General features: G+C 67.1%; 23 protein-coding genes. 12 read left to right on the top strand and 11 right to left on the bottom strand.

What is annotated here, in order from left to right; all coding sequences use genetic code 11:
- Positions 1 to 258: 258 nt before the first annotated feature.
- Together AC3WVS_RS08540 and AC3WVS_RS08535 are read left to right on the top strand one after the other, a co-directional pair.
- Entirely contained in the window at positions 259 to 1,794 is a 1,536-nt protein-coding gene (locus AC3WVS_RS08540) for an amino acid permease (RefSeq protein WP_058697403.1), read from the top strand.
- Positions 1,795 to 1,865: 71 nt separating this feature from the next.
- Complete coding sequence (locus tag AC3WVS_RS08535) at positions 1,866 to 3,542, top strand: amidohydrolase (RefSeq protein ID WP_492318239.1); 1,677 nt, start codon at positions 1,866 to 1,868, stop codon at positions 3,540 to 3,542.
- A gap of 101 nt (positions 3,543 to 3,643) precedes the next feature.
- Here the strand turns inward: AC3WVS_RS08535 and AC3WVS_RS08530 are convergent, their stop codons facing one another.
- Positions 3,644 to 3,889, bottom strand: coding sequence for a type II toxin-antitoxin system RelB/DinJ family antitoxin (locus AC3WVS_RS08530; RefSeq protein WP_492318238.1), 246 nt, complete (start codon positions 3,887 to 3,889; stop codon positions 3,644 to 3,646).
- 232 nt (positions 3,890 to 4,121) lie between these two features.
- On the opposite strand from AC3WVS_RS08530, the gene AC3WVS_RS08525 reads away from it, so the two are divergent.
- Positions 4,122 to 6,284: a TonB-dependent siderophore receptor gene (locus tag AC3WVS_RS08525; RefSeq protein WP_492318237.1), complete on the top strand. Its 2,163-nt coding sequence runs from the start codon at positions 4,122 to 4,124 to the stop codon at positions 6,282 to 6,284.
- Positions 6,285 to 6,340: 56 nt separating this feature from the next.
- Here the strand turns inward: AC3WVS_RS08525 and AC3WVS_RS08520 are convergent, their stop codons facing one another.
- The 4 genes from AC3WVS_RS08520 to AC3WVS_RS08505 all read right to left on the bottom strand — a co-directional run bounded on the left by AC3WVS_RS08520 (position 6,341) and on the right by AC3WVS_RS08505 (position 10,204).
- Positions 6,341 to 7,318 carry a Bug family tripartite tricarboxylate transporter substrate binding protein gene (locus tag AC3WVS_RS08520; protein WP_492318236.1) on the bottom strand — a complete coding sequence of 326 codons (978 nt, stop codon included), beginning with the start codon at positions 7,316 to 7,318 and terminating at the stop codon, positions 6,341 to 6,343.
- An 83-nt stretch (positions 7,319 to 7,401) separates the two neighbouring features.
- Positions 7,402 to 8,217, bottom strand: a complete 816-nt coding sequence (locus AC3WVS_RS08515) for an enoyl-CoA hydratase (protein WP_492318235.1) — start codon at positions 8,215 to 8,217, stop codon at positions 7,402 to 7,404.
- Complete coding sequence (locus tag AC3WVS_RS08510) at positions 8,214 to 8,957, bottom strand: FadR/GntR family transcriptional regulator (RefSeq protein ID WP_492318234.1); 744 nt, start codon at positions 8,955 to 8,957, stop codon at positions 8,214 to 8,216. Before AC3WVS_RS08510 ends, AC3WVS_RS08515 begins: the two co-directional genes overlap by 4 nt.
- A 65-nt stretch (positions 8,958 to 9,022) precedes the next feature.
- Positions 9,023 to 10,204 carry a CaiB/BaiF CoA transferase family protein gene (locus tag AC3WVS_RS08505; protein WP_492318233.1) on the bottom strand — a complete coding sequence of 394 codons (1,182 nt, stop codon included), beginning with the start codon at positions 10,202 to 10,204 and terminating at the stop codon, positions 9,023 to 9,025.
- Between the two features lie 307 nt (positions 10,205 to 10,511).
- Here AC3WVS_RS08505 and AC3WVS_RS08500 point away from each other — a divergent pair, with 307 nt between their 5' ends.
- The 6 genes from AC3WVS_RS08500 (at position 10,512) to AC3WVS_RS08475 (ending at position 15,692) form a co-directional block, all read left to right on the top strand.
- A complete protein-coding gene (locus AC3WVS_RS08500) occupies positions 10,512 to 12,035 on the top strand; it encodes an NCS1 family nucleobase:cation symporter-1 (protein ID WP_492318232.1) in 1,524 nt (507 codons plus the stop codon).
- 58 nt (positions 12,036 to 12,093) lie between these two features.
- Positions 12,094 to 12,828, top strand: a complete 735-nt coding sequence (locus AC3WVS_RS08495; RefSeq protein ID WP_010810757.1) for an aspartate/glutamate racemase family protein — start codon at positions 12,094 to 12,096, stop codon at positions 12,826 to 12,828.
- Positions 12,829 to 12,866: 38 nt separating this feature from the next.
- Entirely contained in the window at positions 12,867 to 13,856 is a 990-nt protein-coding gene (gene puuE / locus AC3WVS_RS08490) for an allantoinase PuuE (RefSeq protein WP_492318452.1), read from the top strand.
- 89 nt (positions 13,857 to 13,945) lie between these two features.
- The gene (locus AC3WVS_RS08485) at positions 13,946 to 14,764 is read left to right on the top strand and encodes a GntR family transcriptional regulator (protein WP_492318231.1); all 819 of its coding nucleotides are present in this window, start codon (positions 13,946 to 13,948) and stop codon (positions 14,762 to 14,764) included.
- Between the two features lie 100 nt (positions 14,765 to 14,864).
- On the top strand, positions 14,865 to 15,284 hold the full coding sequence (locus tag AC3WVS_RS08480) for a cupin domain-containing protein (RefSeq protein WP_492318230.1): 420 nt from the start codon (positions 14,865 to 14,867) through the stop codon (positions 15,282 to 15,284).
- Positions 15,285 to 15,341: 57 nt separating this feature from the next.
- Positions 15,342 to 15,692: a hypothetical protein gene (locus tag AC3WVS_RS08475; RefSeq protein ID WP_492318229.1), complete on the top strand. Its 351-nt coding sequence runs from the start codon at positions 15,342 to 15,344 to the stop codon at positions 15,690 to 15,692.
- A gap of 88 nt (positions 15,693 to 15,780) precedes the next feature.
- Here the strand turns inward: AC3WVS_RS08475 and AC3WVS_RS08470 are convergent, their stop codons facing one another.
- The 5 genes from AC3WVS_RS08470 to AC3WVS_RS08450 all read right to left on the bottom strand — a co-directional run bounded on the left by AC3WVS_RS08470 (position 15,781) and on the right by AC3WVS_RS08450 (position 20,008).
- A complete protein-coding gene (locus tag AC3WVS_RS08470; RefSeq protein WP_492318228.1) occupies positions 15,781 to 16,161 on the bottom strand; it encodes a DUF427 domain-containing protein in 381 nt (126 codons plus the stop codon).
- A gap of 88 nt (positions 16,162 to 16,249) precedes the next feature.
- Positions 16,250 to 16,774, bottom strand: a complete 525-nt coding sequence (locus AC3WVS_RS08465) for a gamma carbonic anhydrase family protein (protein WP_492318227.1) — start codon at positions 16,772 to 16,774, stop codon at positions 16,250 to 16,252.
- A gap of 51 nt (positions 16,775 to 16,825) precedes the next feature.
- Positions 16,826 to 17,818 (bottom strand): tripartite tricarboxylate transporter substrate binding protein, encoded by a 993-nt coding sequence (locus AC3WVS_RS08460; RefSeq protein WP_492318226.1) that lies wholly within the window; start codon positions 17,816 to 17,818, stop codon positions 16,826 to 16,828.
- Between the two features lie 76 nt (positions 17,819 to 17,894).
- Entirely contained in the window at positions 17,895 to 19,052 is a 1,158-nt protein-coding gene (locus tag AC3WVS_RS08455) for a CaiB/BaiF CoA transferase family protein (RefSeq protein WP_492318225.1), read from the bottom strand.
- Between the two features lie 8 nt (positions 19,053 to 19,060).
- Positions 19,061 to 20,008 (bottom strand): hydroxymethylglutaryl-CoA lyase, encoded by a 948-nt coding sequence (locus tag AC3WVS_RS08450; RefSeq protein ID WP_492318224.1) that lies wholly within the window; start codon positions 20,006 to 20,008, stop codon positions 19,061 to 19,063.
- Positions 20,009 to 20,229: 221 nt separating this feature from the next.
- Between AC3WVS_RS08450 and AC3WVS_RS08445 the strand changes: the two genes are divergently transcribed.
- Together AC3WVS_RS08445 and AC3WVS_RS08440 are read left to right on the top strand one after the other, a co-directional pair.
- On the top strand, positions 20,230 to 21,192 hold the full coding sequence (locus tag AC3WVS_RS08445) for a LysR family transcriptional regulator (protein WP_492318223.1): 963 nt from the start codon (positions 20,230 to 20,232) through the stop codon (positions 21,190 to 21,192).
- Positions 21,193 to 21,376: 184 nt separating this feature from the next.
- Positions 21,377 to 22,069 carry an SDR family NAD(P)-dependent oxidoreductase gene (locus tag AC3WVS_RS08440; RefSeq protein ID WP_492318222.1) on the top strand — a complete coding sequence of 231 codons (693 nt, stop codon included), beginning with the start codon at positions 21,377 to 21,379 and terminating at the stop codon, positions 22,067 to 22,069.
- On the opposite strand, the gene AC3WVS_RS08435 is transcribed toward AC3WVS_RS08440, so the two are convergent.
- Positions 22,056 to 23,012: a LysR family transcriptional regulator gene (locus AC3WVS_RS08435; protein ID WP_492318221.1), complete on the bottom strand. Its 957-nt coding sequence runs from the start codon at positions 23,010 to 23,012 to the stop codon at positions 22,056 to 22,058. The genes AC3WVS_RS08440 and AC3WVS_RS08435 overlap by 14 nt on opposite strands.
- Positions 23,013 to 23,130: 118 nt before the next feature.
- Between AC3WVS_RS08435 and AC3WVS_RS08430 the strand changes: the two genes are divergently transcribed.
- The gene (locus AC3WVS_RS08430) at positions 23,131 to 23,808 is read left to right on the top strand and encodes a type 1 glutamine amidotransferase domain-containing protein (RefSeq protein WP_492318220.1); all 678 of its coding nucleotides are present in this window, start codon (positions 23,131 to 23,133) and stop codon (positions 23,806 to 23,808) included.
- Positions 23,809 to 23,937 lie beyond the last annotated feature (129 nt).

Here is a 23,937-nt window from a genome sequence, read left to right as displayed (position 1 = left end):
TTGCACAGGCACGCGGCGACGCGGCGGATGCAGCACACCTGGCGGCCCACAGCCCGCGCAGCGGCTTTCCCTGCACAGCGATTTCTCTTATGATGCCGCCCAATATACCGGCCGGTAGAACCGGGAGGAGGCACTGGCGGCGGGCCGCCGCGACCCGTGCGGCTGGCGCTTCGGCACAGCTTGCCGCCTCTCGGCGATGCCGGCATAGTTGCGCGCCTTCGCGCCTTTTGTCCTGGCGCGCGCCCAGACCGGATCCTGATGTCAAGCCAACCTTCCCAGCCCACCTCTTCCGGCGCCCCCGCGCCGACGCTGCGCCGCACCCTGCGGGCACGCCATCTCACCATGATCGCCATCGGCGGCTCGATCGGCACGGGGCTGTTCGTGGCCTCGGGTGCCACCATCGCGCAGGCCGGCCCCGGCGGCGCGCTGGCCGCCTATATCCTGATCGGGGCGATGGTCTATTTCCTGATGACCAGCCTGGGCGAGCTGGCGGCCTATATGCCGGTGTCGGGCTCGTTCGCCACCTATGGCGCGCGCTATGTCGATGAAGGCTTCGGCTTCGCGCTCGGCTGGAACTACTGGTACAACTGGGCGGTGACCATCGCCGTGGAACTGGCCGCGGCCCAGCTGGTGATGCAGTACTGGTTCCCCGACACGCCGGGCGTGCTGTGGAGCGCGCTGTTCCTGGGCCTGATGTTCCTGCTCAACGCGATCTCGGTGCGCGGCTTCGGCGAGGCCGAGTACTGGTGCGCGCTGGTCAAGGTGGTGACGGTGATCGCCTTTATCGGCATCGGCACGCTGATGATCTTCGGCATCCTGCGCGGCGACGTGTCGGCCTCCCACGGATTGGCCAACCTGACCACCGGCGACGCGCCCTTCGTCGGCGGCCTGCCGGCGCTGATCGGCGTGGCCATGATCGCCGGCTTCTCGTTCCAGGGCACCGAGCTGATCGGCGTCGCCGCCGGCGAATCGGCCGATCCCGCCAGGAACATCCCGCGCGCGGTGCGCCAGGTGTTCTGGCGCATCCTGCTGTTCTATGTGCTGGCGATCCTGATCATCGGCATCCTGATCCCCTATACCGACCCGAACCTGCTCAAGAACGACGTGCAGACCGTGGGCGTCAGCCCGTTCACGCTGGTGTTCCGCCATGCGGGCCTGGCCTTTGCGGCAGGCGTGATGAACGCGGTGATCCTGACCGCGGTGCTGTCGGCCGGCAATTCGGGCATGTATGCCTCCACCCGCATGCTGTACAACCTGGCCACCGAAGGCCGCGCGCCGCGCATCTTTGCGCAGCTGACGCGCAACGGCGTGCCGCTGATGGCGCTGCTGGCCACCACCGCGGTGGGCGCGCTGTGCTTCCTGACCTCGCTGTTCGAAAGCAGGTCGGTCTACCTGTGGCTGCTGAACCTGTCCGGCATGACCGGATTTATCGCGTGGCTGGGCATTGCGGTCAGCCATTACCGCTTCCGCAAGGGCTTTGTCGCACAGGGGCTGGACCTGGACCGGCTGCCTTACCGCTCGCCGTTCTTCCCCTACGGGCCGATCTTCGCCTTTGCGCTGTGCCTGATCGTGACGCTGGGGCAGAACTACCAGGCCTTCACCAGCGGCAAGATCGACTGGGTCAGCGTGGCCGCCACCTATATCGGCATCCCGATCTTCCTCCTGATCTGGCTGGGTTACCGCATTGCGCGCAAGACGCGCTTCGTGTCCTATGCCGAGATGCAATTCCCCGCCCTGCCGGCCAGACGCGATGCCGCCCCGGCCCGCGCCGCCGTGCCGGCAATCGGTGAATAAGCGCCAATCCCGGGCGCTTCACAACCAGCAGTACACAAAAGCAAGAAAGCACAACAACAAGGAGCATCGCTTTGAAGAAAGCAATCCGCATGAGCATGCTGGCGCTTGGCGCCTGCATGGCACTGAGCCTGTCCGCGCACGCCGCGCCGACGCTGGTGGAATCGGTGCAGGGCTATACCCTGAAGCAGGACAAGATCACCAGCTTCACCGGCCTGGTGTTCGACCAGGGCAAGGTGCTGGCCACCGGCGACGCCGCCGCGCTGCGCGCGCAGTACCCCGATGCCAGACGCATCGACGGCCACGGCAAGACCCTGTTGCCGGGCCTGATCGACGCCCACGGCCATGTGTTCCGCCTGGGCTTCAAGACCACCGAGATCTCGCTGTCCGGCACCAGGACGCTGGCCGACGCGCAAGGCATGATCCGCGCCTATGGCGACAAGAACCCGCAGCGCAAGTGGCTGCTGGGCTATGGCTGGAACCAGGTGAACTGGAAGCTGGGCCGCTTCCCGACCGCGGCCGAGCTGGACGCGGCGGTGTCGGACCGCCCGGTGCGGCTGGTGCGCGTGGACGGCCACGCCGCGTGGCTCAACACCAAGGCGCTGCAGGCCGCCGGCATCACGCGCGACACCAGGGACCCGGCCGGCGGACGCATCGAGCGCGATGCCAACGGCAACCCCACCGGTGTGCTGGTCGACAAGGCCATGGCGCTGGTCAACAGCGTGATCCCGCCGTACAGCGACGACGATCGCCGCGCCGCACTGGCCGCCTCGCTCGCGCACATGAGCGCGCTCGGCCTGACCGCAGCGGGCGACGCCGGCGTGACCGTTGCCGAAGACAAGATCTACCGCGAGTTCGCCGACCAGGGCAAGCTGACCACGCGCATCTACGGCATGATCCGCGACACCGGCGACGACTTCAAGGCGCTGTCGGCCAAGGGGCCGCTGGTGGGCTATGGCAACGACCGCTACTACCTGCGCGCGGTCAAGCTGTATGGCGACGGCGCACTGGGCAGCCGCGGCGCCGCGCTGATGGCACCGTACTCGGACGACCATGTGCACAGCGGCCTGCTCTTCATGAGCGATGCCGCCATGCAGACCGCGGTCAAGAGCGCGATCAAGGCCGGCTACCAGGTCAACATCCACGCCATCGGCGATGCCACCAACCACCAGGTGCTGGATGCCATGGAAGCGGCCTACAAGGACGTGGGCGGGCGCCAGCTGCGCAACCGCGTCGAGCACGCGCAGGTGATCGCGCTGTCGGACATCCCGCGCTTCAAGACGCTGGACCTGATCGCCTCGATGCAGCCCACGCACGCCACCAGCGACATGAACATGGCCGAAGACCGCGTCGGCAAGGACCGCATCAAGGGCGCTTACGCCTGGCAGACGCTGCTCAAGCAAGGCACCGTGATCGCGGGCGGCTCGGACTTCCCGGTGGAATCGGCCAACCCGTTCTACGGCCTGCACGCCGCGGTCACCCGCACCGACCATGAAGGCCGCCCGATCCGCGGCTGGCATCCGGAAGAGGCCATGACCCTGCCGCAGGCATTCCGCGCCTTCACGCTGGACGCGGCCTATGCCGAGCACCAGGAGAAGACGCTGGGCTCGCTCGAAGCCGGCAAGTGGGCCGACTTCATCCTGGTCGACCAGGACCTGTTCAAGGCCAAGCCGGCAGACATCTGGAAGACCCAGGTGCTGGAGACCTGGGTGGCGGGTGAGCGGGTGTACGCGAAGGACGGCAAGCGCTGAGCGTTTCCCACGCATCCCGCGCGCACGCGGTAAATCTCACCCGCTAGCCATGGCTGGCGCTCCCCCTCCCGCACGCGGGAGCGGGGAGCTCCCAGACCGCATCAGTCGCCTGCACGGCAGAGATCGGCCCTCAGATCGTCCAGCGACTCAAACCTGCGCAACCCGCCGGCCCGCGCTTGCCTCAGCGCAGCAATAGTCGCCGCATTTGGCGTCATCAACGCCAAGGGAAGTGCCTTGTCGGTTGCTATGCGCCTCAACAGCATGCGCACTGCGTCGGACACCGTCAGGCCCATCGCTTCCAGCACGGCAGAAGCCTTTTCCTTGGGTTCGCAGATCAATCCGGACACGAATGTTCGACATGGCCATGGCAGGCTCCAGTGATCGATAAGGGAGTCAGGGAGCCTAGCGCGAACGGCTACGCCAGCCATCCGTTGCTTTCACCGCAACACCCCTTCCCACACCTTGACCCTCGCAACCGGCTTAGGCATCATTCGGCCTTTTCCTAAATGCGAATTATTCGCATTTGTATCTACATTTACATACAGGTTTGCCTGTCTCCTGCCCTCTGCGGGTCCCCTCATGAATCGTCAAGTCATTCGCGCCGCGCGCCTGCGCGCACCGAAACCCCGCCATCTCGCCGTGCTGGCGCATCTGGCCGTCCTGGCCGGCTTCCCGGCAACCGCCGCACTGGCGCAGCAAGCCGCGGCGCCAGCGGATGCGCAGTCGCTGCCCGCGGTGACCGTCAGCGCCTCGGCGGTCGACGATTCCGGCCTGCAGCTTGAGAAAAAGGCCAGCACCGGCGCGCTGGGCTCGCGCACGCAGCTCGACACCCCGTACTCCACCACCATCGTCACCGGCGAAGACCTGGCCGACCGCCAGGTGGCCAAGCTGGGCGATGTGTTTGCGATGGATGCGTCGGTCAGCGACAACGGCAACGGCTACAACAGCTGGTCCAGCTACCTGAGCGTGCGCGGCCTGCAGATCGACTGGCAGAACGGCTTCAAGATCAACGGGCTGCCGTTCGTGGCCTACGGCATCACGCTGCCCTATGAGCACATGGAGCAGGTGGAACTGCTCAAGGGGCTGCCGGGCTTCATGTACGGTTTTGCCACCCCGGGCGGCATCGTCAACTACGTCACCAAGAAGCCGACCGACACCTTCACCGCCTCGTTCGAACTGGGCTACCGCGCCGCCAATGTCTGGAGCGAGCACGTCGACCTGGGCGGGCGCGCCGGCCCGAACAGTATGTTCGGCTACCGCCTGAACGTGACGCACGAGGAAGGCACGCCCTACAACGCGCGCAATATCAAGCGCGACAGCGTCTCGCTGGGCCTGGATGCGCGCCTGACCAGGGACCTGACCTGGACCTTCGACTCGATCTACCAGGACCGCCGCGCCACTGGCCAGATGCCGTCGTTCAGCCTGTGGAGCTACGGCGACGCGGCCCTGCCGGCCGCGGTGTCCGGCCGCATCCGCAACTTCGCCGGTGCCGACCAGCACCTGAACACCAACCTGCAGCTGTACAGCACCGGCCTGCGCTACCAGATCAATCCTGACTGGGCGGCCAGCACCAACTACAGCTTCACCAAGGTCAACCGCAGCCGCAACGAAAGCACCTACAACCTGCTGAACCAGGCCGGCGACTACAGCGACCAGCGCTACGACACCGCGCAGAACCAGCAGGTGGGCCAATGGCAGGCGATGCTGGAAGGCAAGTTCCGCACCGGGCCGTTCGGGCACCAGCTGGTGGCGGGCCTGTCGTGGCAGAAGCAGATCGACCGCTATGACAACAACGGCTTCGGCGCCGTCATCGGCACCGGCAACATCTTCGAGCCCAACACCAACACGTACTACAGCTCGACCGCCTTCAACAAGGTGCGCAACAGCGACATTACGCAGAAGTCGGTGTTCGCCAGCGACACCGTGCAGCTGAGCGAGCGCTGGTCGGTGCTGGCCGGCCTGCGCGTGACCAACTTCGAGCAGAACGGCTACGTGCCGGTCAGCTCCAGCTACAGCAAGAACGGCGTGGTCACGCCCACGCTGGCGCTGATGTTCAAGCCGGTGCCCACGGCCACGGTCTACGCCAGCTACGTGGAAGCGCTGGAGCCCGGCTCGATCGTGCCGGATGGCTACACCAACGCACGCCAGCTGCTCAGCCCGATCCGCAGCAAGCAGTATGAAATCGGCGTCAAGGCCGACCAGGCCGCCTGGAGCGCCACCGCCGCCGCCTTCCGCATCGAGCGCGGCGCCGAGTACGACAGCATCAACGGCGGCGTGCCGACGCGCCAGCAGGACGGCACCTCGATCTACCAGGGGCTGGAACTGGCCGGCGTGTACCGGCTGGGCCCGCAGTGGGAATTCGGCGCCAGCGCGATGTACCTGGACTCGTACTACGACAAGGGCCTGGCCAACAACGGCAAGCGCGTCGCCGGTGCGCCTGACCTGGTGCTGGCGGGACGCATCAGCTACCGCGTGCCCTTCGTGCCAGGCCTGCGCCTTGGCGTCGATGGCAAGTACACCGGCAATACCAAGCTGAACGCGGGCAATACGCTGGAGGCCGGCGGCTACACGGTGTTCAATCTCGGCGCGAGCTACAACACCCGCGTCGCCGGCAAGGACCTGACGCTGCGCGCCGCGCTGAACAACGTGACCAACAAGCGCTACTGGGGCTTCCAGTACGAGAACTACATCCAGCCGGCCGATCCGCGCAGCGTGAGCCTGACGGCGAAGATTGCTTATTGAGATTGGCCGGAGCGCAAGGCCGCCCGCAGAAGCCCCGCTTCCGCAGGCGCCTGCCTTCAGTCAACCTTGACGTTCAGGTCTTTCACCACGCCAGCCCATTTGGCCAGTTCGGCATTGACGAAGCGGCTGAGTTCAGCCGGGGTGCTGCTGGCCGGCGTCGCCCCTTCCCCGTTGAAGCGCTGAACAAGCTTCGGCGACGCCAGTGACCTGGCGACGGCCCGGTTCAGCGCATCGATCACCGGCTGGGGCGTATTCTTCGGTGCCAGCAATGCATTCCAGGTATTGATCTCGAAGCTGCCGAAGCCCGGCACTTCACGCATGGCGGGAACATCCGGCAGTTGCGGCGACCGCTCCCTGGTGGTCACGGCGATGGCGCGCAGCCTGCCGGCCTTTACCTGCGGCAGGGCGCCAGGCAGCGTGGCGAAGCTCAGTTGCGTCTCGCCGGCGATCACCGAAGTATTGGCAAGCGCTCCGCCCCGATACGGCACATGCACCAGCTTGGCATTGGCGCTCTGGGCAAACATCGCACCGGCCAGGTGGACGGGCGAACCGTTGCCGCTGGATGCGTAGTTCAGCTCTCCCGACTTCTTCCGGGCCAGCGTCACCAGGTCAGGCACGTTCCTGGCGGGCAGGTTCGGGGTCGTGATCAGCACGAGCGGGATCGAGGCGACCATGCTGACGGGCGCAAAGCCGCTGACCGGCTCGTAGCCCAGCGTTTTCTTGTACAGGGCTGGGTTGATGCCGTGGCTCGACACGGTTGCCATGAACAGCGTATAGCCATCCGGCGCCGACTGCTGCACATAGGCGGCGGCCGAGTTGCCGGCCGCGCCGGGCTTGTTCTCGATGATCACCGACTGCTTCAGCTCGCTGGCCAGTTGTTCGGCCAGCGCCCGCGCCAGGATGTCGGTCGTGCCCCCGGCCGCATAGCCCACCACGATACGGATGGGCTGTTGCGGATATTGGGCCGCCGCGTGCCCTGCCAGGCCCAGGCCGGCCACGGCCATCGCGAGGACAAGCCTCTGCTTCGTGTTCATGCCATGTCTCCTCTCTTTTGTATGTGTCCCCACGTCATGCGTGGCGGCATTGCCGATATTCCCGGAGCTCCGGGATGTAACGCTTATTGGCCCTTGAAAGCGGGGCTGCGCTTTTCGGCGAAGGCGCGCTTGCCCTCGCGGTAATCGTCGCTGGCGAAGCACTGCATGACGAGCTGCTGCATGCCCGCGATATCGACCTGCGGGCCCAGCTGCTGCAATTGACGAATCATGCGTTTGCCGGCGCGCAGCGTGAGGGGCGCGTTGGCGGCAATCTGGTCCAGGCGCGCCTGCAGCGCCGTGTCGAGGTCGGCCGCATCGGTCACGTGGTGGACCAGGCCAAGGGCCTTGGCGTCCGCCGCCGCATAGCGGTTGGCGGTCAGGAAGATTTCGAGCGCATTGGCGGCGCCGACCGTGCTGACCAGATTCCGGATTGCGGTGAGCCGGTAGCCCAGGCCGAGCTTGCCGGCCGGGATGGCGAAGGTGCTGTCGGCCGACGCAATCCGGATATCGCAGCACAGGGCAATATTCAGGCCGCCGCCGATGCAATAGCCCTTGATCCTGGCGAGGGTCGGCTTGGCGTAGTCGTAGAGGGCCAGCTGGGCGGCCTCGGCCACTTGCTCATAGGCCGCGACGGCCTCTTCGCCGGAGCGCAGGCTGTCGAACTGCGCGATGTTTGCCCCGCTCACGAAGGCGCGTTCTCCGGCGCCAGTCAGCACTACCGAGCGCACTTCGTCGTCCTGCTCGAACGCTGCGAGCGCCTGGGGCAGTGCCGCCCACATGTCGAACGAGACGGCGTTGTGGCGGCCAGGGTCGTTGAAGGTAATCCAGCCGGTGCGGCCGCGTTTTTCGACCAGCAGGGTATCGGTAATCTCGCCTTGCAGTATGCGTGTCGTGGTCATGTTGTCTTTCCAGGCGCTCGGGCCTTATGTCTTTCAATACCGTTGGTCAAGTGGTAGCGCATGGCGGCGCGCGCCTGGTCGGCGTTCCCCGCGGCAATGGCGTCGAAGATCGCGTGGTGCTCCTGCTCGACTTCCGCGATGCGCGTGGTCCCGGTCGAGGTGGAACGCAGCGTGCGCACGGAGTCGTGGAGCACATGGCTCAGATGCGCCATCAAGCGGATGAAGTACGGGTTGTTGGTCGCGTTGCCGACCGCGAGGTGGAAATCGAGTGCGGTGTCCGCGCCCTTTTCCCAGTCTCCGCCCGCTTCATCGACCTTCGCCAGCGCCAGTCGCAGCGCCTCCAGCTGCGCGGGCGTGCGGAACCGCGCCGCCAGCGCGGCCGCGCCCGATTCGATCTCGACGCGCAGCTGGAAGACATGCTCGAGCGCATCCTCATGCAGCAGCTCGTCGGTGACGATCTCGAAGTTGCGCTGCCCGATGCCCTGCGCCACGAACGTGCCGGTGCCGCGCCGGGTTTCAACGTAGCCGGCCAGCTTCAGGCGCGCGATGGCCTCGCGCACGACATTGCGGCTCACGTCGAACGCGGTGGCCAGCTCGTTCTCCGTAGGCAGCTGCTGCCCGTGGGCCAGGGTCCCGTCCAGGATGCGCTGGCGGATCTGGTGCGCGATCTCGTCGGGCAGGTTGTCCGGCCGGCGCAGGCTCGTGAATCCGCGAATCTCCATGCCAAGTTGGGCCTTCATCAGAATCTCCGTCATGTCCGTGGCCCCGGAAGCGGGGCAATCATGGCGGATATGGTAGCGCTCAATCAGATGACCCCCTGCGCTGCAAGCGCTTCGATCCGCGCGGAATCCAGGCCGAGCAGCGAACGGTACACGTCGTGGTTGTGCTCACCGCTCTCCGGTGCCGGCGCCAGTTCGCCCAGCGAGGTCCGGCTCAGGATCACCGGCTGGCCGACCACGGAGATCGTGCCCAGCCTGGGGTGCTCGATGGGCTGGCTCATGCGCAGATGTTCGACCTGCGGATCGGCGAAGGCCTCGTTCATGCTGAGGATGGGGCCGCACGGCACCCCTTCGCGATTCATGCGGCCGATCCATTCCTCGGTGGTGCGCGTGCGCGTGCGCTCGGCGATCGCGGCGTTCAGCGCCGGGCGATTGCGGGCACGCAACGGCACCGTCAGGAAGCGCTCGTCCGCGATGAGTTCAGGCACGTCGAGCACCTTGCACAGCCGCGCGAAGATGTCGTTGCCCATGGCGGCGATATTCATGTAGCCATCCTGCGTCGGGAACACGCCGGTCGGGCTGCTGGTGGGATGATCGTTGCCGCTCTGGCCCGGCACCTCGCCATTCATCAGCCAGCGCATGGCCTGGAAGTCCATCATCCACAGCTGCGATTGCAGCAGGGAGGTCTGCACCCACTGGCCCTGGCCGGACACTTCGCGTTCCAGCAGCGCCACCATCAGGCCGATCGCGCAGAACAGGCCGGCGGTCAGGTCCGCAACGGGAATCCCCGCGCGCATCGGTCCGCGCCCGGGTTCGCCCGTGACCGACATCATGCCGGAGATCCCTTGCGCGATCTGGTCCAGGCCCGGGCGCTCGTGGTACGGACCATCCTGCCCGAACCCCGATACGCTGCCATAGACGATGCGCGGATTGACCTTGCGCAGCGACTCATAGTCGATGCCCAGCTTGAACTTCACGTTGGGCCGGTAGTTCTCCACCACCACATCGGCCTTGCGCACCAGCTCCAGGAACAGCGCGCGCCCCTCCGGATGCTTGAGGTTGAGCGTAATGCTCTGCTTGTTGCGATGGGTGTTCTGGTAGTCGGCAAACTGCGCCGAACCGCCCGGCTTGTCATCGGGCGCCTGGCCCGGCTCTTCGATCTTGATGACGGTCGCCCCCCAGTCGGCGAACTGGCGCACGGCGGCCGGACCGGAGCGCACGCGCGTGAGGTCGAGTACGGTGAATCGGGAAAGCGGACCATGCCCCATAGTTATCTCCAATTTTGTCTCTTTGCCAGGCATCTACAGATGGGATGTTGGACATCCTATATTTAGGATCTGCACGAATCAAGCCGGGGGTAAACCCCTGAGGACATCCCGGAGTGGACGAAAAGACTTCAGGGAAAGCGAATGTTGACAATCACGAAACCGTGATCTACAACATCGTCTACACACCAAATCAATTTTGTAGACAATTTTGTAGTCAATAAAAAGCAGCTTTCCACCGGCGCACACCAAAGAGCCAAACGGCCGCATGTCGCCTATCGTCAAGACACACATCTGCCAGGAGACTCAGATGATGCAAACGACCGCAACCCCCGCCGACGCACCGCAGGTGCAGGCGGGGCATGCCGCACACGGCAACGCCCTGATCAAGCCGGGCTATGACGAACGCCTGACCAACGAGGACCTGGCGCCGCTGCGCAAGCAGACCTGGGGCACCTACAACATCTTTGCCTTCTGGATGTCGGACGTGCACAGCGTGGGCGGCTACATCACTGCCGGCAGCCTGTTCGCGCTGGGGCTGACCAGCTGGCAGGTGCTGGTGTCGCTGCTGGTCGGCATCCTGATCGTGCAGTTCTTCTGCAACCTGGTGGCCAAGCCCAGCCAGGTGACCGGCACACCCTATCCGGTGATCTGCCGGGCCTCGTTCGGCGTGCTCGGCGCCAACATCCCGGCGGTGATCCGCGGGCTGATCGCAGTGGCGTGGTACGGCATCCAGACCTACCTGGCTTCCAGCGCCTTCCTGGTGCTGGCGCTGCACTTCTTCCCCGCGCTGGCGCCCTATGCCGACGTGAAGCTGCACGGCTTTGCCGGACTCTCCACGCTGGGCTGGGCCGCATTCATGGTGCTGTGGGTGTTGCAGGCGCTGGTGTTCTGGACCGGCATGGAGACCATCCGCAAGTTCATCGACTGGGCCGGCCCGGCGGTGTACGTGGTGATGATCGCGCTGGCGATCTGGCTGGTGAACAAGGCCGGCTGGGAGAACGTCAATTTCACGCTGAGCTTCGTCAAGTACACCGGCTGGGAATCGGTGCCGGTGATGCTGAGCGCGATCGCGCTGGTGGTGTCGTATTTCTCCGGCCCGATGCTGAACTTCGGCGACTTCTCGCGCTATGCCAAGGACTTCAAGTCGGTCAAGCGCGGCAACTTCTGGGGCCTGCCGGTCAACTTCCTGGGCTTCTCGCTGCTGACCGTGGTCACGACCTCGGCCACGCTGCCGGTGTTCGGCAAGCTGATCACCGACCCGGTGGAGACCGTCAGCCATATCGACAGCACCTTCGCCATGCTGCTGGGCGCGTTCACCTTCATGACCGCCACCATCGGCATCAATATCGTCGCCAACTTTGTTTCGCCGGCATTCGACTTCTCCAACGTCTCGCCCAAGCACATCAGCTGGCGCACCGGCGGCATGATCGCGGCCGTGGCGTCGATCTTCATCACGCCGTGGAACCTGTACAACAACCCGGCGGTGATCCACTACACGCTGGACGTGCTGGGCGCCTTCATCGGCCCGCTGTTCGGCATCCTGATTGCCGACTACTACCTGGTGCGCCGCCAGCATGTCGACGTCGACGACCTGTACACGCTGAACCCGCGCGGCCGCTACTGGTACCGCAACGGCTTCAATCCGGCGGCGGTGGCCACCATGATCCCGGCGGCCATCATCCCGATCCTGTGCGTGGTAGTGCCGGCCTGGCAGTCCGCGGCCAACTACAGCTGGTTTATCGGCATGGGCATTGCGCTGGTGCTGTACCGGCAACTGGCGCCGCGCATGATGCCCGGCCACTTCGGCAGCCGCGCCGCCAGCCAGGCCTGATCTCCGGAACCATTCTTTCGACTGCACGATTTCGACCGCACTTAGCAGAGCCGCGCCCATGAAGCTGAAGATCATCAACCCCAATACCACCCAGAGCATGACCGACAAGATCGGGCAGTGCGCCGTCGCCGTGGCGGCACCGGGCACGCGCATCAGCGCGGTCAGCCCGCGCATGGGACCGGCTTCCATCGAAAGCCACTATGACGAAGCCCTGTCCGTGCCCGGCATCCTCGATGAAATCCTGGCCGGCGAACAGGAAGGCGTGGACGGTTACGTCATTGCCTGCTTCGGTGACCCCGGCCTGTACGCCGCCCGCGAGGTGGCGCGCGGACCGGTGATCGGCATCGCCGAGGCCGCCATGCATATGGCCAGCGTGGTCGGCAGCAGCTTCAGCGTGGTGACCACGCTGGCGCGCACCTGCAATATCGCCTGGCACCTGGCCGAGCGCTACGGCATGAAACGCTTCTGCAACAACGTGCGCGCCTGCGACCTGCCGGTGCTGGAACTGGAGCGCCCGGGCTCGGACGCGCGCCGCATCATCACCGAGGCCTGCCGCCAGGCGCTGGTTGAAGACCGCAGCGAATGCATCGTGCTGGGCTGCGCCGGCATGACCGACCTGTGCGACGAGATCGCAGACGCCATCGGCGCGCCGGTGATCGACGGCGTGGTGTGCGCGGTCAAGATGGCCGAGGCGCTGGTCTCGGTGCGCCTGGGCACCAGCAAGCGCGGCGACTGGGCGCGGCCGCTGCCCAAGGCGTATGCGGGCATGCTGGCCCCTTATGCGCTGAACTGAACCGTATGACTTCCCGACCCATTTCCGACTCCACCACCATGCTCCAGTCCCGCTATCCACGCGATCTCATCGGTTACGGCGCCCGGCCGCCGCACGCCCGCTGGCCGGGCGGCGCGCGCGTTGCGCTGCAGTTCGTCCTCAACTACGAAGAAGGCGGCGAAAACTGCGTGCTGCACGGCGATGCTGCCTCCGAGCAGTTCCTCTCCGAGATCGTCGGCGCCGCGGCCTACCCCGACCGCCACATGAGCATGGAGGGCATCTATGAATACGGCTCGCGCGCCGGCGTCTGGCGCCTGCTGCGCGAGTTCGAGAAGCGCGGCCTGCCGCTGACCGTCTTCGGCGTATCGATGGCGCTGCAGCGCCATCCTGAACTGACCCGCGCCTTGGTCGAACTGGGCCATGAGATCGCCTGCCACGGCTGGCGCTGGATCCACTACCAGGGCATCGACGAAGCCACCGAGCGCGAGCACATGCGCATCGGCATGCAGATCATCAAGGACCTGACCGGCGAGCTGCCGCTGGGCTGGTACACCGGCCGCGACAGCCCCAACACGCGCCGCCTGGTGGTGGAGCACGGCGGCCTCCTGTACGACTCGGACTACTACGGCGACGACCTGCCCTTCTGGACCGAGGTCGAAGTCACTGGCGGCGAGAAGAAGCCACACCTGGTGGTGCCGTACACGCTCGACTCCAACGACATGCGCTTTGCCACGCCGCAGGGCTTCAATACCGGCGAACAGTTCTTCCAGTACCTGAAGGATGCGTTCGACGTGCTGTACGAGGAAGGCGACCCGAGCGGCCAGGACAGCCCCAAGATGCTGTCGATCGGCATGCACTGCCGCCTGCTCGGCCGCCCGGGCCGCTTCCGCGCGCTGCAGCGCTTCCTCGACTATGTGCAGGGACACGACAAGGTGTGGATCTGCCGCCGTGTCGACATCGCCCGCCACTGGGCGCAGGTGCACCCGTTCCAAGCCGCGGGCGGTGCCGCAGCCGTGGGCACGATGCGCGAGGAAGTTGCTCCGGCCTGACAAATGCCGTCCATGTCGCCATATTTGTGTACGATATAGCCGTCTTTCGTCGCCAGTTCCGGCGACAGGCTGAATGTCCGTCCCCTGATATGGCAACCACATCGAAGAAGGCGGCGCCCGGCGCGGCAGCAAAAACGCCGCGCCGGCCCGCGTCCAAGGCAACCCTGAAAACGGCACCCAAGGCCGCCGCCAATGCCGCGCCGGAGGAAAGTGCCGGCCCGGAGGCCGCCGCCAGCGAGGCTTCCGCCACCGAGGCGATCTACCTCAGCCTGCTGACCGCGATCATGGAGCACCGCCTGCTGGCCGGCACCAAGCTGGTCGAGGAACGGCTGTGCGAAGTGACCGGCGCCAGCCGGGCCCGCATCCGCCAGGTCTTCGCGCGCCTGGCGCATGAGAAGCTGGTCACGCTGGTGCCCAACCGCGGCGCCTTTGTTTCCAGCCCCACGGTGGACGAGGCGCGCGAGGTGTTCCAGGCGCGCCGCGTGGTCGAGCCCGCGCTGGCGGCCGAACTGGCCCAGCGTGCCACGCCGGCCAAAGTCCGCAGCCTGCGCCGCCATGCCATGGAAGAAGACAACGCGCGCGGCCGCGGCGACCGCGCGGCGATGATCCGCCTGTCAGGGGAATTCCATATCCTGCTCGCGGAGATGGCCGGCAATGCCATCCTCGAAAAGCTGATCCGCGAAATGGTGTCGCTGACCTGCCTGATCATCACGCTGTACGACCGCCCCGGCGCGCCGGCCTGCGCCGAGCATGAGCACCGCCAGCTGATCGACGCCATCGAGCAGCGCGACGCCGCGCGCGCCAGCGCGATGATGGCGCAACACCTGGAACACATCGAAGGCTCGCTCGACCTGAGCGTGCCCGACAGCGGCGCGCCGGACTTCTACAGCATCTTCAGCAAGGGTTGACGCCCTGCCCTCGCACGCCCAGGCAGGCATTGCACTCCGCGCCCGGCAGCCTAGACTGGCTGCATAACAACGCGCGCAATGCGCCGCTGGGAGGTGCGCCATGGCTGCCACTGCCGAACCCGTCACAACCGCGCGTGCGCCGCTGGCCTTTGAGCGGCTTTACGCGGATGCCGCCGGCGAATCCCACTTTGCCCCGCTTTCCGTTGCCATCACCGAGCGCCTGTTCGCGCCACCGGCGCGCGCCTTCTGGGTGTCGCCGCTGGACGAAGCCGCGCGCCAGGGCTTCCTGCTGGTGCCGGCCGGCTGGGTGGGCGCACTGCACCCGTCGCCGCTGCGCATGTGGATCTTCGTTCTGGCCGGTGCGATGGAGTTCGAAGCCAGCGACGGCGAACGCCGGCCGCTGTCGGCAGGCAGTGCGCTGCTGCTGGAAGACACCACGGGCAAAGGGCATCTGAGCAAGGTCGTCGGGCCAGCCGATGCCACGCTGGCCGTGGTGCAATTGCCGGCCCGCGACGGCTGAATCCGCGGCCCGCCTGGCCAGGCTGCGGCGGACGCAACGCCACCACCGGAGACGCCCATGAATGCTCCCGATCCAGCGGCTTCACCCGGGCCAGCGCCGCAGATGGTGCCCAACGGCTATCGGCAAGGCATCATCACCGCGATCACGGTGCTGCTGGGCTTTTCGCTGGCGTTCTGGCGCTTCTGGGGCTTCGAAAGCCCTGGCCACTGGAACCTGCGCGCGCTGTTCGCGGCGGTATCGCTGCTGGCCGCCGTGTCGCTGCAGATCGTCGCGCTGTTCCGCGCGCTGCGCATCGAGGACGATGCGGTGGACGAGTACCGCAGGACGGTACGATGGTTTATCGCGTCGGCCATCGCACTGCTGCTCGGGCTGGCCGTGGCGATGGTCGATGCGGCGCTCGGCCCGTAGGCTGTCCGCGGCTATGGTGCTTGCCGTCGATGCAAGCAACCGCGCAGTTCCGTTCCTGGTGCCGCCATGCCGCGCGGCGCGCGATCCTTCAGTTGCCGAGGATCTCGATGCTGCCGACGCGCTCCGGATAGAAGGCCAGGTACGAGCCCATGGCGGCGACCGCGGCGTAAGGCGCTTCATAGCTCCACACCGCATTGCGCGAACGCTCGCCGCCTGCGGGAACGGAGAAGTAGCTGCAGTCGCCCTTGTACGGGCAGTATGTAGCGTGCGCGGTACGCTCCAGCTGCGCCATGTCGACATGCGCGCGCGGGATGTACTGCACCGGCGGGTAGGCCGCCTCTTGCAGGGTCAGCGCAGCGTCGCTGTCGGCAATGGTGACGCCCGCCACCTTGACCACGACCCTGCCGGCGGTCGGCGTGATGGTGATCGGATGGTCGGGGCCGGGAATCTTGACAGGCTTGTCGGACATGGTCGTCCTCCTGGGGGCATCGCCACGGTGGCTGCAGGCATTCTAGGCGCTTGGCGCGCATCCTGCAGGCCACACCGTGCCCAGTCACTTAGCCGATCTTTTCCAGCGCCGTCCGGTAATACGCGGCACGCCGGACGTAGTCCTCGGCATTCACGCGCAGGTGCTTCACTTCCTCATCCGTCAGCTCGCGCACAGCCTTGGCGGGCGAACCCAGGATCAGCGAGCGCGGCGGGAACTGCTTGCCCTCGGTCACCAGCGCGCCGGCGGCCACCAGCGACTCGGCGCCGATCGACGCGTTGTTCAGGACCACGGCCTGGATGCCGACCAACGCGCCATCGCCCACGGTGCAGCCATGCAGCATGGCCTGGTGCCCCACGGTCACGCCGGCCCCGAGCGCCAGCGGACAGCCCGGGTCGGTATGCAGCACCGCGCCTTCCTGCACGTTGCTGCCGGCGCCGATTGTCACCGGCTCGTTGTCGGCGCGAATCACCGCGCCGGGCCAGACCGAGACGTGTTCGGCCAGTTCCGCGCGGCCGATGATGGTGGCTTGCGCCGCGACAAACGCGGTACCGGCGATGGCGGGCGCGAGGTCGCCAAGTTTGTAGAGTGTCATGAACGAGAGCGTGAGGATGGATCAGGTGTGGTGCCGCAGCGAAGTGGGGCGCTATTCGATCTTGACGTTGGCTTTCTTCACCAGCGCGGCGTAGCGTGTGGCCTCGCTGCGGAAGAAGCTTGCGGCGGCTTCGGGTGTGCCGGGCTCGATCACGGTGGCTTGCTTCTTCATCGCTTCCAGCACTTCAGGCGAGGTGAAGGCCCTGGCGAATGCGTCATGCACGCGCTTCACCTCTGCCGGCGGCATGCCGGCGGGGCCAACCACGGCAAACCAGCCGGCGACGTTGTAGTGGGGCAAGCCTTGTTCGGCGATGGTGGGGATGTCCGGCGCTGCGGCTGAGCGCTTGTCGCCGCACACGCCGATCGCCCGCAGTGTGCCGGCCTTCAGGTGCGGCGCCACCGCGTTGAGCGCGACTACGCCCAGTTCCACCTGTCCGGCGATCAGGTCGTTCATCATCGGCCCGGTGCCCTTGTAAGGCACATGGCGCGCACTCACGCCGGCCTCGTCCAGGAACATCTCCCCGGCCAGGTGGATGATGGTGCCATTGCCGGACGACCCGTAGTTGTAGCCGTCGGGCCTGGCCTTGAGCAGCGCCACCAGTTCCTTCACGTTCTTTGCCGGCACCTTCGGGTTCACGACAAGCACCAGCGGCGTGGTGCCGATCACGCTGATCGGGGTGATGTCCTTGATGGCATCGAACGGCATGGTGCGGAACACGCTCGGGTTGATGACATGGTTGTTGGAGACCAGCCCGAGCGTGCTGCCGTCCGGCTGCGCCTTGACCACGGCCGCGGCACCGGTGATGCCGCCGGCGCCGGGCAGGTTCTCGATCACCACCGGCTGGCCAAAGGCCTTGCCCAGGGCCGGGCCGGCCGCGCGCGCGATGGTGTCCACGCCGGAACCGGCGCTGATCGGCAGGATCAGGCGCACCGGCTTGCCGGTGCTGCCCTGCGCGAGCGCGCCGATGCCGGGCGCGGCCAGCGCGGCGGCCATGGTGGCGGCCAGCGCCAGCCCTGACTTGAAAAGGATGCGACGGGGGTGCATGGGGTTGTCTCCGTATCGTTATCGTAGGATCTTTGCGGGCTGCCGCTGTGGCGCGGCATGCCCGTCGTGGTACCGGTCAGCCGGCGCGGCCCTGGCCGAGCTGCGACAGGATCTCTTCGTTGTGCTCGCCGGCCCTGGGCAGCGGCCGGCGCACGCCCGGGCGGCGCCCGCCCATCAGCAGCGGCAGCAGCACCGTGGGCGTGGTCGAGCCGTCGTCGGCCTGCATCGGCACCAGCCCGCCGCTGGCGAGCAGGTGCGGATCGTCAAGCAACTGGTCCGGGCGCACGATCGGCGCATAGGGGATGCCGGCGGCTTCGAGTCTGGGCGCCAGTTCTGCGCTGCGGTGGTGGCGCAGGATCGCGCCCAGCTCATCGAGCAGTTGCGGACGCACCGCCACGCGCGAGGCATTGCTGGCGTACTCGGGCTTGTCGAGAAGCTCCGGATGCTCCAGCACCTGGCACAACGTCACGAACTGCTTGTCGCTGACCGCGCCGATGAACAGCTGCTCGTCTCCGGCCAGCGTGAAGACGTCATACACGCTCCATGCCGATACGCGCGACGGCATCGGCGGCGGCGCCTCGCCGGTCATCGCGAACTGCTGCATATGCTGCGAAGCCAGGAACACGCAGTTCTCGAACAGCGCGCTCTGGATCTCCTGGCCGCGCCCGGTGCGGTCGCGCTCGCGCAGCGCGGCCAGCACGCCGATGGCGCCGAACATGCCGCCCATGATGTCGTTGACCGAGGTGCCCGCGCGCAGCGGCCGCCCGCTGGGGCCGGTCATGTAGGACAGGCCGCCCATCATCTGCACCACCTCGTCCAGCGCCAGCCGGTTCTCGTACGGGCCGGGCAGGAAGCCCTTGTGCGAGACATAGATCAGGTGCGGGTAGTCGCGTGACAGCGTGGCGTAGTCCAGCCCCAGCTTCTGCATCAGGCCGGGCCGGAAGTTCTCCAGCAGCACGTCGCTCTGGCCCGCCAGCTCGGCGGCGGCGGCGCGCCCTTCCTCGGTGGTGATGTCCAGCACCACGCTCTTCTTGTTGCGGTTGAAGGCGCGGAAGAAGCCGATGCCCAGGCCCGGCAGGTTGCGCGTCTTGTCGCCGCCGGGCGGCTCCACCTTGATCACTTCGGCGCCCAGGTCGGCCAGGATCATGCCGCAGGTGGGGCCCATCACCATATGCGTGAATTCGACCACGCGGATGCCGGCCAGCGGCAGGGAGTTGCTGTTGTCTTGGGTCATCTTGCGTCTCAGGCAGTGGCGCCAGCGTGCTGGGCCGGGAAGGTCTTGGGCAGGCCGGCGCGCCACAGCGTGCCGTGCAGGGTTTCGTCCTTGAGCCAGCCGGCCACGTCTTCACGCAGCGCCAGCAGGCGGCCGATATCGATGCCGGTGTCGAAGCCCATGCTGCCGAGCATGTAAGCCAGGTCCTCGCTCGTGACATTGCCGCTGGCGCCAGGCGCGTGCGGGCAGCCGCCGATGCCGGCCAGGCAGGCGTCAAAGCGGCTCACGCCGGTTTCCAGCGCCGCGTGGACGTTGGCCAGGCCAAGCCCGCGGGTATCGTGGAAATGGCCGCACCAGAAGCGCTCGCCGGCGATCTCGACGGCGCGCGCAAACAGCTCGCGCACCATGCGCGGGTCGGCATAGCCGACGGTGTCGGCCAGGCTGACGCGGTCGGCGCCGGCATCGAGCAGCGCCTGCATCAGGCGCAGCACTTCATCGGGATCGACATGGCCCTGCAGCGTGCAGCCGAACGCGGTACCGACACCGCCTTCGATCAGCGTCTTCGCGCCGCTGGCATCGCGCGCGGCCCGGATGCGGGCGACTTCCGCCACCACCTCGTCCGGCGTCTTGCGCAGGTTGGCCAGGCTGTGCGCATGGCTGGCCGACAGCGGCACGAGCATGAGGTCCGCGCCGCTGGCCAGCGCATCCTGCGCGCCGCGCAGGTTCGGCACCAGCACCGAGACGAACAGGCCCGGCAGCGTGCGCGCAAACGCCACCAGCCGCGCGGTATCGGCCAGTTGCGGCAGCAGGTGCGCGGGCACGAACGAGCCGACTTCCAGCTCACGCAGGCCGGCCGCGTACGCGCCGCGAATCCACGCTTCCTTGCTGGCCGTGGGCAGGATGGTGCGGATGCTCTGCAGGCCATCGCGCAATCCGACTTCGCGGATAACGGCGTGGCGGGGAAAGGGAACAGACATGATTCAGGGGCTTCCGGTTTGCGCCCTGCAGTGGGGGCGACGGAAGAACTCTATGAGTTTCTGCTCAAGAGCTGAAGCGGTGGTTTACGCACGATAACATTCCGAACCGGAATGTCTGCCGGGCGCCGCACGACGGCATCCAGGAATTCCCGGATGAATGATTACGGGCAAGCAAAGGGGCTTAACATTCCATTCCGGAAACCCCGCAGTCCCTCACAGCCATGCGAGACCTCGACCTCACCACCCTGCGCCTGTTCGTCGCCGTCTGCGAAACCCGCAACATGGCGCGCGCGGGCGAGCAGGAGCACATCGTGGCATCGGCCATCAGCAAGCGGCTGGCGCAACTGGAAGAGACGGTTGGCGCAACCCTGCTGGAACGCCGCCGCCGCGGCGTGATCCCCACGCCCGCCGGCGAGATGGTGCTGGCGCATGCGCGCGCCATGCTGGCGGCGGCGGACCGCGTCGCGCGCGACATGGCCGACTATGGCGCCGGCATCCGCGGGCAGGTGCGGCTGCTGGCCACCGTGTCGTCGATGGCGGAATCGCTGCCGGACGATATTGCCGCCTTCCTGCAGCAGCCGGCCAACCGCGACGTGCGCGTGACCATCGAGGAAAGCCTGAGCAGCGACGTGGTGCGCGCGCTGCGCGAGGGCTCGGCGCCGCTGGGCATCTGCTGGGACGCGGCCGACCTGGAGGGCTTCCAGACCCGGCCCTACCGCACCGACCACCTGGCGGCGGTGGTCCACGCCTCGCATCCGCTGGCGCAGGCCGAGGACTGCCGCTTCGAGGACACGCTGGACTACGACCATATCGGCATGCCCGCCCAGACCGCGGTGCAGACCATGCTGACGCGCTACGCGGCCATCCTCGGGCGCGGCATTGCCTACCGCGCGGTGGTCTCGACCTTCGACGCCGCGTTGCGCTGTGTGCGTGCCAACCTGGGCATCACCATCATCCCGGCCGAGATCGCCGCGCCGATCGCGCCCACCTTCGGCCTGCGCGTGATCCCGCTGCGCAACGACTGGGCGCGGCGGCGCTTTGCGATCTGCTTCCGCGACCTGGAACTGCTGTCGCCGGCGGCGCGGCTGCTGGTGGCCTTCCTTGAACAGACCGCGGCGGCGGAAGCGGCGGCCGCCCCCGCGGACATCACGCCAGCGCACAAGCCACGCCGCAATCGGCAATGACGCCGGCGCGGCGCGCAACTTCCTGTGCCGTTCAAGGGTTAGCCCGAGGCAATTTCGCAAGCAAATGTTGGGGAGCGGTGCGTAGACTGGCTTGCGTTTTTCGCCCCGGCCCACGATGGTAAAAGCCGGCCCCGGGCGATGCTGACCCCGACCATGCGCGCCACCACGGCGCAGGAGCACGCAAATGAACTTCAACGGCAAGAACGTATTGATCACCGGCGCACGCGGCAACCTGGGCCGCGCCGTGGCACAGGCCTTCGCGCAGGCCGGCGCGCGCGTGGTGCTGCTGGACCGCCATGCAGCGCCGCTGCCCGAAGCGGGCACCGGCCACCTGACGCTGCAGGCGGACCTGCTGGATGCCGCCAAGCTGAGCGAGGCCGTCGCGCAAGCGGTTCAGGCATGCGGCCGCATCGACGTGGTGTGCAACCTGGCCGGCGGCTTCGCCATGGGCCCAAGCGTGCATGAAACCAGCGCCGAGGCCTGGAACCACGTGTTCGACATGAACGTGGGCACGGTGCTGAACATGGCGCGCGCGGTGGTGCCGCACATGCTGGCCGCCGGCGGCGGCGCCATCGTCAACGTGGGTGCCAACTCGGCGGCGCGCGGGCTGGCGCAGATGAGCGCCTATTGCGCCTCGAAGGACGCGCTGGCGCGCGTGACCGAATCGATGTCGGCAGAGCTGCGCGACCAGGGCATCCGCGTCAACGCGGTGCTGCCCAGCGTGCTGGATACGCCCGAGAACCGCCAGGCCATGCCGGATGCCGATGCCGCGCGCTGGGTCAGCCTGGATGCGCTGGCCGATGCGATCCTGTTCCTGGCCTCGGATGCGGCGCGCGCGGTGCAGGGCGCGCTGCTGCCGGTGGTCAACCGCGCCTGACGCGGGGCTTGCGCGCGGCGGGTTCGGCCGCGCTGATGGCGCTGGCCGCCTCCTGGATCTGCTGGCGCAGCCAGCGCCGCAGCCGGTCGGCATCGGTGCGCGCGTGCCAGATCTGCATCATGTCGACGTGGGGCAGTGCGAACGGCACCGGCAACAGCACCAGATCAGGGTCGCGCGCCACGGCCTCTTCCGCGACCGAGCGCAGGCAGGTCAGCAGCAGTTCCGTGCCGCGCACCAGCCGGCTCGGCGCAAGGAAGCTCGACAACCCCGCCACTACCCTGCGCTTGTGCCCCTTCCGGGCCAGCGCGCGGTCGACCACGCCGTTGAGGTCGCCGGTCAGCGTGGTCAGCAGGTGTTCGCACGCCAGGAAGGCGTCGAGATCCAGGCCGTCGGCAATGCGCGGATTGGCGCGCGAGGCCAGCACCACGAAGTCCTCGCTGCACAGCCGCTGCTGGTGAAAGGTATCGGGCAGGTTCTCATAGAAACCCGCGATCGCCAGGTCGCAGGTGCCCTTCTCAAGTTCCTCGCGCGGCAGCTCGCCGCGCGTGTTGTGCGTGACCAGCACCACGCCCGGCGCCTGGCTGCGCAGCCGCGGCAGCAGGGCTGGCAGCAGCAGCTGCTCCATGTAGTCGGTGGTGTAGATGTGCAGGTGCTCGCTGCGCGCCAGGTAGTCGTGGCCGGCACAGGCGTCATAGAACGCGTCGAGATCCCCGACCAGCCGCTGCACCTGCGGCGCCAGCGCGTGCGCACGCGGCGTCGGCGTCAGGCCGCGCGGCGCACGCACGAACAGCGGATCGCCGAGCTCGTCGCGCAGGCGGTTGAGCTTGTGGCTCAGCGCGGGCTGGCTCAGCGCCATGCGCGCGGCCGCGCGCGAGGCATTGCCCTCCTGGTACAGCACGTGGAACACGTACAGCAGGTTCAGGTCCTTGCTGCCGATATTCATTTTTTGGATAACAGAGATCGAATAATAGAAGTTTTCGAATCATAGTCCGCTGCCTAGGATGTTGCCAGTGCCGCGGCATTTCAGCCCGGCTGCCTGTGAACCGACATGGAGCGGAACAATGAAAATCCTGATGGTGCTGACGTCGCACGACCAGCTGGGCAATACCGGCAAGAAGACCGGCTTCTGGCTGGAGGAATTCGCAGCGCCCTACTACGTCTTCAAGGACGCCGGCGCCGACATCACGCTGGCCTCGCCCAAGGGCGGCCAACCGCCGATCGACCCGAAAAGCGACGATCCCGGCGCCCAGACCGACGCCACCCGGCGCTTCCAGGGTGACCCGGCCGCCAGGGCCGCACTGGCCAGCACGCTGACGCTGGACCAGGTGAAGGCGGAAGACTTCGACGCCATCTTCTACCCGGGCGGGCACGGCCCGCTGTGGGACCTGGCCGAAGACAAGCGCTCGGCCGCGCTGATCGAGCAGTTCGACCGCGCCGGCAAGCCGGTGGGAGCGGTATGCCACGCACCGGCGGTGTTCCGCCATACCCGGGGCGCGGACGGGGAACCGCTGGTCAAGGGCAAGGAAGTGACCGGCTTCACCAACAGCGAGGAAGAAGCCGTGCAGCTGACCAGGGTGGTCCCGTTCCTGGTGGAGGACATGCTCAAGGCCAACGGCGGGCGCTTCACGCGTGGCGAGGATTGGGCCAGCCATGTCGTGGTCGCGGGGCGACTGGTGACGGGGCAGAATCCGGCATCGTCTGATGCTGCGGCGCAGGCGTTGTTGAAGATGTTGAGGTGAGGAAAGGCGGCAAACGCGCCGCCGCCGGTTTGCTCCCCTCGCCCGCTTGCGGTGTACAGACCGGAGACATGGGTAACAGGTGTTCGGAGACATAGGTGACACGTGACCTGCGCGCATCATGATGCGCGC

The sequence above is a fragment of the Cupriavidus sp. CPT47-8839-RL05A genome (assembly GCF_058792255.1).
This window is presented reverse-complemented; position numbering and strand designations above follow the sequence as displayed.

What these genes read in the sequence shown, in the direction of transcription:
- AC3WVS_RS08475 (WP_492318229.1), top strand. Translation starts at nt 15,342, where the DNA reads ATGAATGCTCCCGATCCAGCGGCTTCACCCGGGCCAGCGCCGCAGATG.
- puuE (WP_492318452.1), top strand. Translation starts at nt 12,867, where the DNA reads ATGCTCCAGTCCCGCTATCCACGCGATCTCATCGGTTACGGCGCCCGG.
- AC3WVS_RS08455 (WP_492318225.1), bottom strand. Translation starts at nt 19,052, where the DNA reads ATGACCCAAGACAACAGCAACTCCCTGCCGCTGGCCGGCATCCGCGTG.
- AC3WVS_RS08470 (WP_492318228.1), bottom strand. Translation starts at nt 16,161, where the DNA reads ATGTCCGACAAGCCTGTCAAGATTCCCGGCCCCGACCATCCGATCACC.
- AC3WVS_RS08505 (WP_492318233.1), bottom strand. Translation starts at nt 10,204, where the DNA reads ATGGGGCATGGTCCGCTTTCCCGATTCACCGTACTCGACCTCACGCGC.
- AC3WVS_RS08510 (WP_492318234.1), bottom strand. Translation starts at nt 8,957, where the DNA reads ATGAAGGCCCAACTTGGCATGGAGATTCGCGGATTCACGAGCCTGCGC.
- AC3WVS_RS08485 (WP_492318231.1), top strand. Translation starts at nt 13,946, where the DNA reads ATGGCAACCACATCGAAGAAGGCGGCGCCCGGCGCGGCAGCAAAAACG.
- AC3WVS_RS08540 (WP_058697403.1), top strand. Translation starts at nt 259, where the DNA reads ATGTCAAGCCAACCTTCCCAGCCCACCTCTTCCGGCGCCCCCGCGCCG.
- AC3WVS_RS08465 (WP_492318227.1), bottom strand. Translation starts at nt 16,774, where the DNA reads ATGACACTCTACAAACTTGGCGACCTCGCGCCCGCCATCGCCGGTACC.
- AC3WVS_RS08480 (WP_492318230.1), top strand. Translation starts at nt 14,865, where the DNA reads ATGGCTGCCACTGCCGAACCCGTCACAACCGCGCGTGCGCCGCTGGCC.
- AC3WVS_RS08460 (WP_492318226.1), bottom strand. Translation starts at nt 17,818, where the DNA reads ATGCACCCCCGTCGCATCCTTTTCAAGTCAGGGCTGGCGCTGGCCGCC.
- AC3WVS_RS08495 (WP_010810757.1), top strand. Translation starts at nt 12,094, where the DNA reads ATGAAGCTGAAGATCATCAACCCCAATACCACCCAGAGCATGACCGAC.
- AC3WVS_RS08450 (WP_492318224.1), bottom strand. Translation starts at nt 20,008, where the DNA reads ATGTCTGTTCCCTTTCCCCGCCACGCCGTTATCCGCGAAGTCGGATTG.
- AC3WVS_RS08430 (WP_492318220.1), top strand. Translation starts at nt 23,131, where the DNA reads ATGAAAATCCTGATGGTGCTGACGTCGCACGACCAGCTGGGCAATACC.
- AC3WVS_RS08445 (WP_492318223.1), top strand. Translation starts at nt 20,230, where the DNA reads ATGCGAGACCTCGACCTCACCACCCTGCGCCTGTTCGTCGCCGTCTGC.
- AC3WVS_RS08440 (WP_492318222.1), top strand. Translation starts at nt 21,377, where the DNA reads ATGAACTTCAACGGCAAGAACGTATTGATCACCGGCGCACGCGGCAAC.
- AC3WVS_RS08500 (WP_492318232.1), top strand. Translation starts at nt 10,512, where the DNA reads ATGATGCAAACGACCGCAACCCCCGCCGACGCACCGCAGGTGCAGGCG.
- AC3WVS_RS08435 (WP_492318221.1), bottom strand. Translation starts at nt 23,012, where the DNA reads ATGAATATCGGCAGCAAGGACCTGAACCTGCTGTACGTGTTCCACGTG.
- AC3WVS_RS08515 (WP_492318235.1), bottom strand. Translation starts at nt 8,217, where the DNA reads ATGACCACGACACGCATACTGCAAGGCGAGATTACCGATACCCTGCTG.
- AC3WVS_RS08520 (WP_492318236.1), bottom strand. Translation starts at nt 7,318, where the DNA reads ATGAACACGAAGCAGAGGCTTGTCCTCGCGATGGCCGTGGCCGGCCTG.
- AC3WVS_RS08525 (WP_492318237.1), top strand. Translation starts at nt 4,122, where the DNA reads ATGAATCGTCAAGTCATTCGCGCCGCGCGCCTGCGCGCACCGAAACCC.